Here is a 14,402-nt window from a genome sequence, read left to right on the forward strand (position 1 = left end):
TCAGCGCAGAAACGGGCAATTTCGCCCGCTGTATGCAGAAGTACATTCCAAGATGCATGCCGAGAAGATTTTTATCTAATAAAAACAGATAGATAAAAATTTTTCGCGAAGTAGTTGATCAATTTTCAACCAAGAAACCGCTAAAAAGCGCGCAAGCTTCTGCGCATACGTGCGAATTCGTTCATGTGTGCTGCAGCGCTTTGAATATAAAGCGCTGCCTGTTTCACCGGGGCTTTGGATGCGCAAAAGTCTGCGCATCACAGGTATTCAAAGAGCTGAGCATTGTGTCGACTGCCTTACCATTGGACATCGCTTGATGTGCACAAGAAGTATTGCCCATTCGCTTACAGAGCCTACTTTTACCGGGCATCGAACCTCTCGCATCCTTCAGGCGGCTTGGCGTTTTTTTTGTAATCAGGATCAATCGACAGTATGCCACCGTAGATGCTTTTGATCAGCCCACCGGAACAGTGAGCTTGAGCGGCAGCCTCAACCCCGACTTTTAATGTATTACCCAACGTCGTAGTTACCAAGACAAACGCCGGTATGAAAAGCAAGGGTGTCAACGCTCGGCGCCAGCCTACTTTAAGCCCCGTGGAATACTTGCGAATCAGGAAGTACAGTTCTGGAGCTTCTGCTTTGTCGCTGATGCGCAACCATTGAATCGTGGCGATATCGTCAGCCAGGAAGATATGATCATTAGCCTTATCGAAGGGTGCTGTCCTACTAGACGCCATGACTTGCAACTCAAGCAGTTCCTCACGAAAGACTTCAAGCCCGCCACTCTGGTCAAGCACCTCCTGATATGACTTATATCGGTACACAAGCGGAGCGGTCACTTTGAACAGTAGCAGGAATATAAACAGTGCCAGACCGCTGGCCCAGTATAAATAAACCGTGAACGGGATTTGCTGTTGTACACCAGCGGTTTTGGCGATGGAGACAATCATAGGAACAATGCTGAACGCAGTAATCAAAAATTGAGCCGGCTTGCTATTGGCGACCATAGCGAGGATTTCCCAGGATTCAAATACGGTCGCCACTTTGGTTGAGCGCAACCGGGCGTAGAGGATAAAGAACGACGCTATCCCGCCAATGCCAAACCACCAGGCAGGTATAGGTTTCTCAAAGGCGTGGGGGACGATGCTGGAAGCGGCAAATATAATAGCAATGGCGATGGTGACGGCTAGAGTGCCATCGTAAAGCTTACTGCGCGGTGAGCTAGCAGCATGCGGAGATGCGTCAGGGGGGGCTTGATCAGCCATGGTCATTAGAGCTCCGTGGTTTTGAGTATGGTTAGCCATAAAAGGTTTTAGCCAAGGATTGACCATGAAGTATGGCCACCTGCAATTGTGTGTGATGGAGATGTAAGGAGCTTCATTAAAGTCATTTTTTCTGTGCCAATCAGAGGGGATCGCTTGTCAGAGGCAATTCCCCACTCACACCCTGAGTACTTCTTGAGGGGCAGGCCTGACTAAGGTGAGCAGGGCACCGTTGAGGACGGTGTCGTGATGAGCTGTTCAAGTTTGATCTCGACCAACCTGGCATTGTCTCGTTCGATCGTCTTGGTTTCGATCGGCTCTTTTGCGAACCCTCGTTGATGGTAGAAATCGATGGCAGGGGCATTGCTCTCCAGCACCCAGACGACAACTCTGGTGTGGCCAGCGGATTGAAAGCGAGGTATCACATAGTCGAACAGCTCTCGCCCAATACCTTGGCGTGTGTACGTTGGGCTGACATAAATGGCCTGTACTTCCGCGACGTCGCGGTCTTCAGGATGGTCCCTGTCAGCCCCCGTGGCCATCCAGCCCAAGACCCGGTCTAACCTGTCGACTTTGACGTACAGGTCCGATTCGCCTGAAGCGATCTCCTTGGTCCAGTGGGACAGCCTCGCCTCAAGCGTTATCCGATTGATATAGGCAGAGGGAATGATGCCCTCATAGGCACTTCTCCATGACTCCAGATGAATCGTCGCTATCTGCAGCGAGTCCTCGGGAAGGGCAAGGCGGATGCTCATATCAATGCTCCTGCTCGGTGTGTTTGAGCATTTAAAGCAATGTTTATGGCATTTCTACGCAACCAAAATATATATCCGTCTTTCTTGTCCCACTCACACCCTGTATCCATTCCCCCCTCACCCCCACCCCGCAAATAAAGCACGATACCCGCCCATCGCTCATATCAAGGAATGATCCATGTCGCTGGCTATCGTCCATAGTCGTGCCCAGGTCGGGGTGGAAGCCCCGGCGGTTACTGTTGAAGCGCATCTGGCCAACGGCCTGCCGGCCCTGACGCTGGTGGGGTTGCCGGAGGGGGCGGTCAAGGAGAGCAAGGACCGGGTGCGCAGTGCCATTCTCAATTCCGGGCTGGATTTTCCGGCGCGGCGGATCACGCTCAACCTCGCGCCTGCTGATTTACCCAAGGATGGCGGGCGGTTCGATCTGGCAATTGCGCTGGGTTTGCTGGCTGCCAGCGGGCAGGTGCCGCTGGTTGCGTTACAGGATGTTGAATGCCTGGGCGAGCTGGCGTTGTCGGGGGCGATTCGGCCGATTCAGGGCGTGCTGCCTGCTGCGCTGGCGGCACGTGCAGCGGAGCGGACGCTGATCATTCCGGCGGTGAACGCCGAAGAAGCCTGTCTGGCGTCGGGGCTGCGGGTGATTGCGGTGAATCACTTGCTGGAGCTGGTTGCGCATTTCAACGGGCGCACGGTGATTGCGCCGTATCAGTCCAGCGGCCTGCTGCATCAGCCCAAGCCGTATCCGGACCTTAGCGAAGTGCAGGGCCAGACCGCCGCGAAGCGTGCGTTGGTGATTGCCGCTGCGGGTGCGCACAACCTGCTGTTCAGTGGGCCACCCGGCACCGGCAAGACGCTGCTCGCCAGCCGCCTGCCGGGTTTGTTGCCGCCGCTGGACGAGCACGAAGCGCTGGAGGTGGCGGCGATTCAGTCGGTCGCCAGTCAGGTGCCGCTGACCAGTTGGCCGCAGCGGCCGTTTCGCCAGCCACATCACTCGGCGTCCGGGCCTGCATTGGTGGGCGGTGGCTGTAGGTTTTCGAAATAAATGCGACATTTCCGAAATAAATGCGACGCGATGAACGACAGATTGGGCGATAACCACCAAGTATCAAAGATCGCTATCCCTCAATGTTGATCCCCAGTCTGAATCGCTTTTGCTGAATTACTCGAGCAAATTTCATCAATAGGTGACGAGAGAGCAGTAGGAGAAGCGATGAATTCTAATCCGTCGAATACACAGAGCTCGCAGATATGCTAGCGGGAAGTGACGCTGCAATGAGCTCTTCAAATGCTTCTACCAACTTCCTCACTGCTGGTTCACATCCAGGCGCAACGCGTAGAAGCTCGTCCACTTTTCGCCCTAAGCTCGCGGTACCGGTTGGATACTCTATCGGATCGTCCCCAAGCTGCAGAAATGTGCATATTTTATGCAAATTCTTGCCAGCACTGCTCATCTGTCCCCGCTCGTAACGAGAAATCTGAGAATGATGGACATTGATCGCGCGGCCGAGGCCGACGAGCGTGAGACCTTTGCTTAGGCGGGCCTGACGAATTCGGGCCCCAACAAGAGCCACATCTGATAAGGAGTTGAATTTTTTTCCCATAATGTGCAAAATATTTGCACATATTTTCACAGAAGGCGAGCACTATGGCGGTCTACGTGGATTCGGAAGAAATCCTGTGGCGCGGCAAACTCTGGTGCCATCTGGCAGCGGATACCTTGGATGAGCTTCACTCATTCGCCACTAGGTTGGGACTGCGCAAAAGCTGGTTCCAATCCAAGGGGTACCCGCACTACGATGTGACAGTTTCGGTGCGTGAACGCGCGCTGAGAATGGGAGCAATCGATGCCGATCGCGAAACAATCGTCGGCCGCTGCAAGCAGCTGAAGATGGAGCTACGGCAACAGTTGCTAGCGCTAGCCTGAAGCAGCGTAAATATGATCAAGGAGGATATATGGCACCCGTACCTCAACCGCGCCCTGTCGCACTTACCGTAGCCAAGTACATGCTGAAAGCGCGTGAGAGCATGCGCTTCAAGGATGATGCCGATAGCCTTCAATATATCCGCTTCGGGTATTTTGGCGAGATTGGCGGTTTACTTTCTTCTGTAAAAAAGGCCGGCCGTGATCGTTTACAGGCCGCACAGAACGACTTGGCGGCAGAAGAGTTGGGCGACGCGCTGTGGTACTTGACCATTGCTGCGCACCTCTTGGGCATCCCCGCCGACGCCCTGGGAGAGCATTGCATCCTTGTCCTTCGCGAAGAATTCGGCGAAAGCAAGAAGGTTCCCGCACCGCCGATCACGTTCCGCCAGATAGACGGTCTTATCGAAACACAGCGCGATGAGGATACAATCCCCCGCCCGAGCCAGCTGGGGAAGCTTGCGCTTAGCGCCGGAATGCTGGCTGAAATGTCTCATGCCAACCTGGAAAGCATGGCTCCACTCAAGCGCGAGGCTTATTTTGGACTGCTGTTGTCGGAACTTGCCAAAACCTGCTCCAGCTTCAACCTGAACCTCGAAGATGTGGCCTTGGGAAACCTGGAGAAAACAGCCAGTCGCTGGCCAAGCGACCAGAAGCGGGAGTTCCCACTTTTCGATGAGGGCTTTCCTGAGCATGAACAGTTCGAGCGTGAGTTCACAATCGAGTTCATCGAGCGCGGCGAAGGGCTGAATAAGCATGTGGTTCAGCGCTTGAACGGCGTCTACATCGGTGACCGCCTGACAGACAACAGCAACGAGCCTGACGACTATCGCTTCCACGATGTTTTCCATTTGGCCTATGTGGCATATCTGGGTTGGTCGCCAGTGTTGCGAACATTACTGAAGCGCAAACGAAAATCTGATCCAGCCAAGGATGAGAACGACGATGGCGCTCGTGCAGCGATCATTGAGGAAGGCATTGCCACTTGGATCTTCGATCATGCGAAAAAATATGATTACTACTCAGCAACACAACCTGGCCGCCTCGACTATGGCCTACTCAAGCAGATCGAAGGGATGGTTCGGGGCTACGAGGTTGAGCGATGCAAGCTTTGGCAGTGGGAGCTTGCGATTATCGAGGGCTTCAGGATGTTCCGCGAACTGCGCGAGCATCGAGGGGGCTCAGTGGTAGTCAACATTACTGAAGGGACGCTGACTTTTAACAAGCCCCTCACAGAGGCCTCAACGCAATGACTCCCACCTCCTTCGTAAAGGCCTTAGCTGAATTTAGCCTGGACAATGTATTCAATCCCTACGCAGACACCTGCCCAGTCCATGATCGCGCGGGAGCGGCCGCATCTCGTCGCAAGAATTTGAAAAATTATCTTCAGGCCGTATCCGATATCGGCACCGACACCATCTGGATGGGTCGTGATCTCGGATATCGCGGCGGACGACGAACTGGGCTAGCCCTTACTGACGAATATCACCTATCTGAGATGACCCGCGTCTATCCGGGATGTGATTCGCAACAAGCGACCCATGGCCCAGCAATTGCCGAACGGACTGCCGCAGAGATCTGGGCGGTCCTGAAGTCTGTAGATATTCCTCCACTGCTGTGGAATGTTTTCCCATTCCATCCGCATGAACCAGGCAACCCATTCACCAACCGAAAATTCAGCTCAAAAGAACTGGCTTTGGTGGATGAGCTCAATAGCGAGCTTTTCACTTGGCTTAGGATTAGGAAGATCATCGCGATTGGACAGGACGCCGCACACTATGCATCGCGCTTCGGCCTGCCCATAGAAACTATTCGCCACCCAAGCTACGGTGGAGTCCGTGACTTCCGAGCAGGGATGGCAAAACTCTACGATCTGCCCCCTCAGATTTCCCAACAAAACCGCCAGACTTCGCTGCTCTGACGAATGCTTTCAACCAGGTAGAGACGCCAAGAGATCTCTGGTGACACCTACCTTGCCAAAGGTCTCCGTATCCAAGTAGGCGTGCGTTGCGATACAGGTAAGCACTCCGCACTCATATTTGGATTCTTTGCCTACAAATGAGTGAAGCTGGCTCAGGCCAACAAGGTTGCCTAGCGCCCGCTGGCAGTACCACTGAGAGCGGTAGATCGCCGTCAAATCCAGCTTGCCATCTGTAATTTTAAAACTCAGATGACTCAAACAAGGGACGTTGAGGGCTTTGGCGTCTTGAGCAGGATTGAACACCGGTAGCTCGTACCCATGTCCTTCAAGTGGTGGTGCCAGATCAATATCAGGATCGCTGACACCCAGCTCGAAAGCCGACTGGTACTTGGTACCGGTGTGCGTTCGAAGCAGACGCTCAATCAGGTCATCTAATGGATTGATCATCCCTGTTGCGTTGCGGCTCGGACGACTCATCATACGTTGAGCATACGTGCCCCATGAGTTACGTTTCTTGCCCTTGGCCAGCAGGGCCAAGTAATTTGTGTATAGCTCAGGGCGAGAAAATCGTCGGGCCAACCCATTGGGGAAAATAGTACTCGCAACGGTCTCGACACTCAGGTCCTTACGACTCTTGCGTAAAACCACATCTACGGCATCAATGATTTTCAGGTCATCCTTGCATAGCTTCTGAGGGGCGCTGATTTCCAGAATCAGATTCCGCTCCTTGCGCTGCTTGCATCCCGCTAGATGCCGCGCCGCAGCAACCCAAGCCAGCCCTATACTTTCAGATGGGATCAGTTTTGCCATTCTCTACTCCAAAAGCACATTCGGCATGCGCGCTTACATAGGTGCCTGAAATCCAGGCGTGTCCATTTACACCCCAGTTGGGGCCCCAGCTATTGCGCACGTAGAACCATGGCGCACTATTTCCATCTTCATATCCCACGCCAATAGCGACTACCGCATGCAGAAGTCCCATCATGACCTGATCACTGAAAGCCACCAGACTCCCATCAGGTCTGAAGAATTCAGGCGTTACCCGCAAACCCAAACCGATAGGCCGACCGGCACTTATCAAACAGGCGATATCGGTAGGATCAGCCGATACGCGCTGCAGAACGTCGCCATAGTGTTGAAGTCCCGAGGGAAGATCGGGAATTGGGAGCGCTGGCTCCTCGGAGCAGTAGGGGAACGCGATTTCCTCAGGCTGCCCGGCACGAGATGCCTCTCGCATCGCTTCGAAAGTGATTCCGCCGCCTGGTGCCCACCCTGGCGACAAGATGGCGGCTGCCCGATAAAGGTATTCAGGGCTCAAATCGGCGGGAGATTTCGGTCGATTCAGATCAGATAATACAAATGCCAAGCAGGTCGGGCGCTGACCCTGAGGCCTTGCTGGCGAGTCATACCCATCGAGCAATACCTTGGGGACGATCACTCCAGCCCGCCCTTGAGCAACTGCTTACGCGAGTGCGGTGTCAGCCCGAGACTTAAGGGCTCAAACTTGGCGCTGGATCTGAACGTACCAATGACTGGGCTAGAACAATCCCATGGCGCTCGCTCTGAGAGCTGCACATTTACAGGACTTGTAAGACTGGTCCGGCCGCCAGTGAGGATATAGTCCATCATACTTGGAGCGCCGAAAACCAACGGCTCCTCCACAGAAGGCTTCGAGGGAACGGTCAACGGCTCCAACTGAAACCCCTGCGCCTTCAATTCTTCGACGGAATCGGCTTCCCAGAGATATCCTGACGCTGCTCGGCTTGGCAATCGAACCACTAGCTGGTCATCCGGGCGAGGCTCTAGGATTGAGGTTCGATCATCGTTGTCGAGCAGCCAAACCTCTTTACGGGCATCCACCAGACGGTCGCCGAGCAGCGCTTTTTTAATCATCGCGGGCTTGGTCCGCAACATTTTTTGGACTTGATCAGGGCTCATGACGTTATGACGGCTGAGTGACCATGCCGCCGCTTCGTAGCTGACTCCCATGCGTAACGCCAATTGATAAAGGACATCAGGCCGGAATAGCGCCTGCTTGGTCCATTGCTTGCGCTGCATGATTTTGACAATCAACTTGCGAGGCACTAGCAGGTTGTAACCGAATTGATCCGCTTCCTGCTCGACGAGGGCAGCGTGAGAACCGTAATAGATCTTCTCGTCGGCGCTACTGCCGTGCCCCATGAAAAAATGCCCCAACTCATGGGCGCAGGTCATATGAACCAAGCCAGCCGGGCGATCGACATTGACCAGTATTCCAGGCGATTCATCACCCAGAAACGCCCCGAGCAACTTCTGCATGGGGCGCAGCATAACCATGACACCTGAATCAGCAGCTATCTGGAAAGGATCTATACGCGTATATCCGTGCTGCTCGATGCGGGCCATCGCACCGCTCTCATCTATGACCTCGACCGCACGTTGTGCAGCTCGCAAAACAACATCACGGAAGCCCATTCACTGTCCCTTGTGCTTGAGAAACTCGGCGAAGCGAGCTACCTCATCGATGTCCTGCTGCGAAAGTCCGTTTATTGCTCTGGCCAGAAATGCGAGCTGAGTGGGACCGGAAGGCATTGGGTCCCTTCCAGTCATCAAGTACTCCATAGACTTGCGATAGAGTTTGGCCAGCTTGCTCAGCTCTGTGGCTTCAACCTTACGGTTGCCCGATTCTATGTTGGTTACAGCCGGGCGAGACAGCCCAAGCGCATGAGCAACCTCATCCTGGGAAAGCCCAACGTATTCCCGAGCATCTCGTAAGCGCTCAGCTAGGCGAAGCCTGTCTTGATCCTCCGTCAATGAGCTATTCATGGGTCTTGTTCTTCAGATGCTTTATGATTCCAGACGTGACCAGCCCGACAAACTGTTCTTTGGTCTCGTAGCCGCCGTTGCGGATCACGACATCCACCGGAATTTTAACTTTCAACATTTTTCCGATATCAACAAGCGCCTCGATAGCCATTACCGATTCCATAGGCGCACCCAAGTCATCAACCGAAAGCGGGTCATCAACGATTTCGAGCGCACGCTTATCCCAAAATTGGCCAAGGTGTTTCTCAATTTCGTCTTTCATTTCGATGGTTCCGAGGTAAGAAAATCGTACACTTGATGTTTGAATTTAAGTCGATACCGCAGAATTTGCAACGTTTCGTTGCGCCAAGCTCTGGATTGAGTTCCCAGCGGTGCATTTCAGCTTGTTAAACAGGAACGCATGCGCGATACCCGTCGAATGAGCCCCACTGGCTTTGTGGGTACCGGATTCAGCAGAGCGTTAGAGCGCTTTCAACTCGCTGACGCTTTTAACTGAGAAAACCATCCACCTCAGTCCTTTATAAAAAGCATTGAACCGTGCAATATCCCATCCATTCGACTGTCGTTACGACTGGTTCCAATAAATTAATAGCAATTTAACACTATCGGCTTGCGGTTAGCCTATCTCGCGTCTATTAACGGCCGATACCAGTATAAGTTCATGCCTGCGCTTCGAAGTAAGCCGTCTTGGCGAGGATGCTACAGCCTTTCGGCAGCGCATCAACAAGCGAGCACGAGATGCTAACGATGACACTCCATATGTCTCCAGCCATTCCGACGCGCACTGGGTGATGGGCACCCGAGCCCTCCACAAGGGATCGGTGCATTCCGACATCTGGCGCGGGCCTGCCTAGGATCTCGCTGGCCTAGGCATGATCGGAGTTTACCCAGCACCGGGCTGGTGGAAAACCTCGTCAAAGAAAAAACGGTTTAATGAGCCGGCCAGGTACAGTCTTGTCGTTTCATCAAAACTGAAGAGACGACGGTCGATCTCTACAATGCCGTCGACGTCGTTATCGCAATCATCACGTAGGCTTAGGCGGGGCCAGCAACTGATCAGGAGGGCTTTCATACAAATCGGTGTCTTCCTGATTGATATACTCTGGCGCTGTCAGGCAGTGGGCTAAAACCTTATGGTGCGGGTAACGCCCCTGAAACCGGGGTATCAGCGCATCAAAAATCTTCCTGCCGTCAGCTGTACCATTAGCACGACGAATTACGTAATCAGCGATTGCGAGTCTGACCTCGATCTCGTCCTTGCTCAGGCTGCTCCGATGTTCATACTCACCCTCAGTGTCACCTTCGGATGACCCGAAGGCAGGGAATTGATCATTCATTTTCGCAGCCTCGCTCAGCCAGACGGACCCTCTCCACTGAATTATAGCTCTCTGTTCTGAACTCTCGGACCTGAAAAGATAGTAAAAAAATCTGCTGATATGGCAATGTGAAAGCGCACGCGAATTTGAGTCGGGCATCCCATCACCTCATGCAGGTCGAAACGGACATGTGATACGGGGCGGCACGCAGCGGAAAGCGGGCCGCGGGCCGCGGGCCGCGGGCCGCGGCGATCATGAGTCTGATCCAGTCGGTGCCGCTCAACGGACATGATCCGTACGCCTACCTGAATGATGTACTCACGCGCCTGCCGACGCAGCAAGCGAGTGAGATCGATCAGTTGCTACCGCATAAGTGGCAACCGGTTTAATCACGCTAGGCGTGTAAAACTGGCTCTTCGCTGGACGCATATCATTAGTAATCACATGGGGGGGGCGCCAAGCAGAATTGCGAAACTGGTCTAAGCTACTGCTTTCACTAGGGTGATGACCCAAGGATGCTCAATGAGACGTAATTTTGAGGTCGCCAGATGCATCCTTTTTTCTGTTCAGGAATTCCCTGACATTACTGGAATTACCTATCTGGACCTGGATAAGTTCGCTGCAGCCGCCGGATTCTCGGGTTACGACTGGTCTTACGGAATGAAGTTGATGGTGGATGGTGGTTTTTTGACCTGTGATAATGGAAGGTATCAGCTTACCTGGACAGGACACGACTTACTGGATCAGTTGAGTAGATAAACCGATTGTGGTCCCGTAGCGATCAACCTCTGCAAAGGCGGTATGGGATCAGACCCAGCTCTCAAGGCTGGGTCTTTTTATTTTTGCCTACCGGTGCCTCTCGCATTTTTGTCATATTGCGGAACCTCGCTCAGTCAAGCGAACCCTTTAAACTGGATTGTAGCCCTGTGCTCCGAAATACCGCCTCTCAAAAAGATAGATAAAAACCATATGGATATGGCAATGTGAAACCACGCGCATATTCGAGTCGGGAACCGCTTTGTCGCATTCCATTCAACGCACATCGTTCACTGATTTCAAACCACAGGCACGCTTCCAAGGTGCTCTGAAAAACAAGATCTATGATCTTCTAGTCTGGTGGTACGGCGGCGTGTGGAAGAATCCCAAACCCGGCTGTGTACCTCTGGTGGACGTCGTTTTCCGGCGGCTTTATCCAGATGGAACGGTTGGCACCGTGGAAGTAGTCCCTGTAGCGATGACACATTTAGGTAACATCCGGATGGGCAGTATCTGGCGTGAAGGCCAAGGTATTGCTGACTCGGCACTGGAAAGCCTTCCTACGACCGCTGTCAGATTTGAGCACGGCGTTACATGGCGATTTGTACAACTGCGTGAGCTAGCTTGGAGAACGGCGGGTGAGCACGACACCTCTTCTGCCGAAGCATCAACATGGCTCGTCGAAATTGACCTTGTGACGGGAGAAACTCTCCTTATCCCATGTGTCGAATTCTTCATCCGCAGCTATGGGCGAAACTCTGAATCCAGCCGAATCTTGGCTACCTACCCTTGGGAGACGGTCAAATCGCGTTTCTTCTACGAAGATTCCAATCCTGACGCTACCGTTCCGACCATAGCTGCGTCAGTCTCTATCCCAGCTCCTGATTTCCGACCACCAGTATCAAAAAAAGTATGTCTGAAGAACTGGGTCGCTTCCGGGGAAGCGGTATTTCTATGGCATATGCTGCATGATCCGGTGACCGAAAACGCGTGCAGAGGTATTTACGCTGAGCTAGAAGCACAATTCACAGGAATGTCTGCAGGCAGAGCATCTAAAGGATTTCTCAAGGCGGGCCCCTGGTTTGAGGGACCCGCCCTGCTAGAAGGTAAAGGTAAATGGGTTAACGGAGGGCAGACCTTTCTTTGCATGCGACTTACGGGCTTGAGCGAACCCGACGGTCCGCTAGTGGAGATTGAGCGCTCCAGATATGAGTCTGATGGTACCAGCGATGGAGGGCACTACCGAAAAGCTGCAGTGAGGCAGTTGCCTCAGGACCAACTGGTCGATCTAACGGACTCAATGCCGCCAGACGTGGAGTCGGAGGTTCTAAGGCTGCCTGATCCCCCTATCAAAATTCTAGGTAAAAGGCGCCCGACGAAAGTCACGTATCGAGTACGCAAAGGATCAGTTGGTACGGCGTTGCCTAGCACCACCGATTTGCCTTTACTCGCTACGGGAGATGCCCAAGGTACGGGAAAAGGCGTGGGCAAAGCTGAGTTTATGGCAACTCTATCTTGGGAGTCTCAAGGTCATCTGACGGACATCTGGCAGGCATGCCAACATTTAGCGATCAAATACCCAACGCGTATTCAGAAGGTAGAGTGGTTCACATTTGATGAAGGCTTTAATATCACAAGCCCACCCAAACTCCAGCTGCTCCAACCCTTCACGGATAGCGCCATGCCTACGCCCCTCAGGAACTGGGTTTTTCTGGACGTTAAGGCAAGGATTGCGAGAGGCGTTTTGATCATCAGGATTAAGTGCGGTGACCGCAGTTTCTACGCGATCGAATCTCAGCGACGTCCAAGAACCGCTACCCCTGACCAGCGCAAGACAGAAGAAAAAGGCCGCCAAGGGTTATTAACGGAAATCAGTGCAAGTCTGGCAGATACCCAGATGGCGTTGAGGACCATTTGCTCGAACTTACGATACGTCGAAGGTCGGGTGAAAAAGATGCGAGGTTTGGTGTTTCCGCACAGCTTCTACAATCATGACCCGAAGTCGTCAGGCGATGTGTTGTATGAAGGGGCACTGACAAACCATCTATCCGAGCTGGGCTTCAACTTACGAGATTGACGTGCACATTTGGGCCTATCCTGCATGTGAGGCATTGAAGACGATGAGAATGGCTGAACAAAGTTAGGTAAATGGTTGCGTAGTTCAGACGAGGCTCGGAAACCAAAGCCGGAGGGCGAGATAAGTGGAGGCATAAAAATATTGAGCTATAGTCGTTGGGTTGCCAGCAGCGTGGCTGCCTAAAGGCGCGCTCCACGCTGGCATGGTTAACACAGACGTGTGGGTATCGACTACAGGAAAACTCTGTATGAGCACCAAACCAGGACCGAAACCGATAGCTGAATCGACCGGTAAAAAAGACCAGCGCCGCCGCGTCACTCCCGAAAACAAATCCAAGCATCCAGATCTAGGGAAGCTCTGAAGTAGGCATCGATTTTTGATGCCCTCGTGACCGGAGGTTAAAAAAAGCAAGCCAGAGTCAGATAAACCGACTTTCCCGCCTTTAAGTTATCGTTTTTCCTTCGTATAGCACCTTTCCAAGGCGTTTTTCCGCATCACAGGCGCACCTCTCCCATCGCCAGCAACCGTTTTCGCATCATCCAAAGATTCGACAATGCAAACAGCGTGGCCTGTTGCGCGATGTTTTTAGCCAAGCCGCGAAACCGGACTTTCGTATAGCCAAACTGGCGCTTGAGCACGCGAAACGGATGTTCAACCTTGGCTCGTACCTGGGCTTTCGCGAACTCGATCCTGCGGTATACCCGCGTGATCAAACTTGTCTTACCATGCTTTTTGTAAAGGCTGGGACGGGCCGCAATTGACCAGATCATCTGTCGATTCTGATGCTCCGCACGCTTGTCCACACCGGTGTAGCCCGCATCACCTATGACATAGGTTTCCTCGCCGTGCAGCAACTGATCGACTTGAGTCACATCCGCCACATTCGCCGCAGTGCCCACCAGGCTATGGACTAAACCCGACTCGGTATCGACGCCGATATGCGCCTTCATGCCAAAGAAATATTGATTTCCTTTCTTCGTCTGATGCATCTCAGGATCGCGTTTGCCATTCTTGTTCTTGGTCGAACTCGGCGCGTGAATGATCGTTGCATCGACCACGGTGCCTTGGCGCAGCATCAAACCACGATCACCCAGATAGTCGTTGATGACCTGCAAAATCCCGCCTGCCAGTTCGTGTTTTTCCAACAAGCGCCGGAAATTGAGAATGGTGGTTTCATCAGAAATCCGATCCAGACTCAATCCCGCGAACTGGCGTAGGATCGTCGTTTCGTACAACGCTTCCTCCATCGCCGGATCGCTATAGCCGAACCAGTTTTGCATCAGATGTATGCGCAGCGCCGCCATTAACGGATAGGCCGGACGGCCACCGTCGCCCTTGGGGTAATGAGGCTCGATCAGATTGATCAATCCCATCCAGGGCACGACCTGATCCATTTCGACCAGGAAACGCTCTTTACGGGTTTGCTTGCGTTTGCCAGCGTACTCGGCGTCGGCGAAGGTCATCTGCTTCATCAGGCGTCTCAGCGGTTGAGATCAGGCATTCTGCCAAATTTGGAGGTCTTCTTCAGAGTTTCCCTAGAGCAGGTCTGTACTCATGTATCTCGAACAGGTGATTTCAATATGCCATGA

15 protein-coding genes and 2 pseudogenes are annotated in these 14,402 nt (G+C 53.1%); 7 read left to right on the forward strand and 10 right to left on the reverse strand.

The window, feature by feature from the left end; all coding sequences use genetic code 11:
- Positions 1 to 359: 359 nt before the first annotated feature.
- Entirely contained in the window at positions 360 to 1,265 is a 906-nt protein-coding gene (locus RYA97_RS18955; protein WP_232829598.1) for a hypothetical protein, read from the reverse strand.
- 209 nt (positions 1,266 to 1,474) lie between these two features.
- On the reverse strand, positions 1,475 to 2,017 hold the full coding sequence (locus tag RYA97_RS18960; RefSeq protein WP_117140638.1) for a GNAT family N-acetyltransferase: 543 nt from the start codon (positions 2,015 to 2,017) through the stop codon (positions 1,475 to 1,477).
- A gap of 178 nt (positions 2,018 to 2,195) precedes the next feature.
- Here RYA97_RS18960 and RYA97_RS18965 point away from each other — a divergent pair.
- A pseudogene (locus RYA97_RS18965) lies at positions 2,196 to 3,047 on the forward strand (YifB family Mg chelatase-like AAA ATPase); the annotation flags it as partial.
- Positions 3,048 to 3,234: 187 nt separating this feature from the next.
- On the opposite strand, the gene RYA97_RS26595 reads toward RYA97_RS18965, so the two are convergent.
- The gene (locus tag RYA97_RS26595; RefSeq protein ID WP_032638631.1) at positions 3,235 to 3,618 is read right to left on the reverse strand and encodes a helix-turn-helix domain-containing protein; all 384 of its coding nucleotides are present in this window, start codon (positions 3,616 to 3,618) and stop codon (positions 3,235 to 3,237) included.
- Positions 3,619 to 3,662: 44 nt separating this feature from the next.
- Here RYA97_RS26595 and RYA97_RS18970 point away from each other — a divergent pair, with 44 nt between their 5' ends.
- The 3 genes from RYA97_RS18970 to RYA97_RS18980 are packed head-to-tail and all read left to right on the forward strand — an operon-like array spanning position 3,663 to position 5,859.
- Entirely contained in the window at positions 3,663 to 3,941 is a 279-nt protein-coding gene (locus tag RYA97_RS18970; protein WP_046718789.1) for a DUF4031 domain-containing protein, read from the forward strand.
- Between the two features lie 29 nt (positions 3,942 to 3,970).
- On the forward strand, positions 3,971 to 5,191 hold the full coding sequence (locus RYA97_RS18975) for a nucleoside triphosphate pyrophosphohydrolase family protein (RefSeq protein WP_016982625.1): 1,221 nt from the start codon (positions 3,971 to 3,973) through the stop codon (positions 5,189 to 5,191).
- Positions 5,188 to 5,859 carry a uracil-DNA glycosylase gene (locus RYA97_RS18980; protein ID WP_016982626.1) on the forward strand — a complete coding sequence of 224 codons (672 nt, stop codon included), beginning with the start codon at positions 5,188 to 5,190 and terminating at the stop codon, positions 5,857 to 5,859. Before RYA97_RS18975 ends, RYA97_RS18980 begins: the two co-directional genes overlap by 4 nt.
- Positions 5,860 to 5,868: 9 nt before the next feature.
- Here RYA97_RS18980 and RYA97_RS18985 read toward each other — a convergent pair whose 3' ends face one another.
- From RYA97_RS18985 to RYA97_RS19010, 6 genes are all read right to left on the reverse strand, one after another.
- Complete coding sequence (locus tag RYA97_RS18985) at positions 5,869 to 6,669, reverse strand: hypothetical protein (protein WP_316892861.1); 801 nt, start codon at positions 6,667 to 6,669, stop codon at positions 5,869 to 5,871.
- Positions 6,647 to 7,297, reverse strand: a complete 651-nt coding sequence (locus tag RYA97_RS18990) for a C1 family peptidase (protein WP_316892863.1) — start codon at positions 7,295 to 7,297, stop codon at positions 6,647 to 6,649. Before RYA97_RS18990 ends, RYA97_RS18985 begins: the two co-directional genes overlap by 23 nt.
- Positions 7,294 to 8,313 (reverse strand): ImmA/IrrE family metallo-endopeptidase, encoded by a 1,020-nt coding sequence (locus tag RYA97_RS18995; protein ID WP_316892865.1) that lies wholly within the window; start codon positions 8,311 to 8,313, stop codon positions 7,294 to 7,296. Before RYA97_RS18995 ends, RYA97_RS18990 begins: the two co-directional genes overlap by 4 nt.
- Positions 8,314 to 8,664 (reverse strand): helix-turn-helix domain-containing protein, encoded by a 351-nt coding sequence (locus RYA97_RS19000; protein ID WP_074908807.1) that lies wholly within the window; start codon positions 8,662 to 8,664, stop codon positions 8,314 to 8,316.
- A complete protein-coding gene (locus RYA97_RS19005) occupies positions 8,657 to 8,926 on the reverse strand; it encodes a hypothetical protein (protein ID WP_316892868.1) in 270 nt (89 codons plus the stop codon). Before RYA97_RS19005 ends, RYA97_RS19000 begins: the two co-directional genes overlap by 8 nt.
- Positions 8,927 to 9,689: 763 nt before the next feature.
- Positions 9,690 to 10,001: a hypothetical protein gene (locus tag RYA97_RS19010; protein ID WP_316892870.1), complete on the reverse strand. Its 312-nt coding sequence runs from the start codon at positions 9,999 to 10,001 to the stop codon at positions 9,690 to 9,692.
- Between the two features lie 176 nt (positions 10,002 to 10,177).
- Between RYA97_RS19010 and RYA97_RS19015 the strand changes: the two are divergent.
- The 3 genes and pseudogenes from RYA97_RS19015 to RYA97_RS19025 form a co-directional block, all read left to right on the forward strand.
- Positions 10,178 to 10,369: pseudogene (locus RYA97_RS19015) on the forward strand (transposase domain-containing protein); the annotation flags it as partial.
- A 133-nt stretch (positions 10,370 to 10,502) separates the two neighbouring features.
- Entirely contained in the window at positions 10,503 to 10,739 is a 237-nt protein-coding gene (locus tag RYA97_RS19020) for a hypothetical protein (RefSeq protein ID WP_316892873.1), read from the forward strand.
- A gap of 259 nt (positions 10,740 to 10,998) precedes the next feature.
- The gene (locus tag RYA97_RS19025) at positions 10,999 to 12,813 is read left to right on the forward strand and encodes a hypothetical protein (protein ID WP_316892875.1); all 1,815 of its coding nucleotides are present in this window, start codon (positions 10,999 to 11,001) and stop codon (positions 12,811 to 12,813) included.
- A 494-nt stretch (positions 12,814 to 13,307) separates the two neighbouring features.
- Here RYA97_RS19025 and RYA97_RS19030 read toward each other — a convergent pair whose 3' ends face one another.
- Positions 13,308 to 14,285 (reverse strand): IS5 family transposase, encoded by a 978-nt coding sequence (locus tag RYA97_RS19030; RefSeq protein WP_316892877.1) that lies wholly within the window; start codon positions 14,283 to 14,285, stop codon positions 13,308 to 13,310.
- Positions 14,286 to 14,402 lie beyond the last annotated feature (117 nt).

It is taken from the genome of Pseudomonas syringae group sp. 26L6, from assembly GCF_032587815.1.
Classification (GTDB): domain Bacteria; phylum Pseudomonadota; class Gammaproteobacteria; order Pseudomonadales; family Pseudomonadaceae; genus Aquipseudomonas; species Aquipseudomonas amygdali.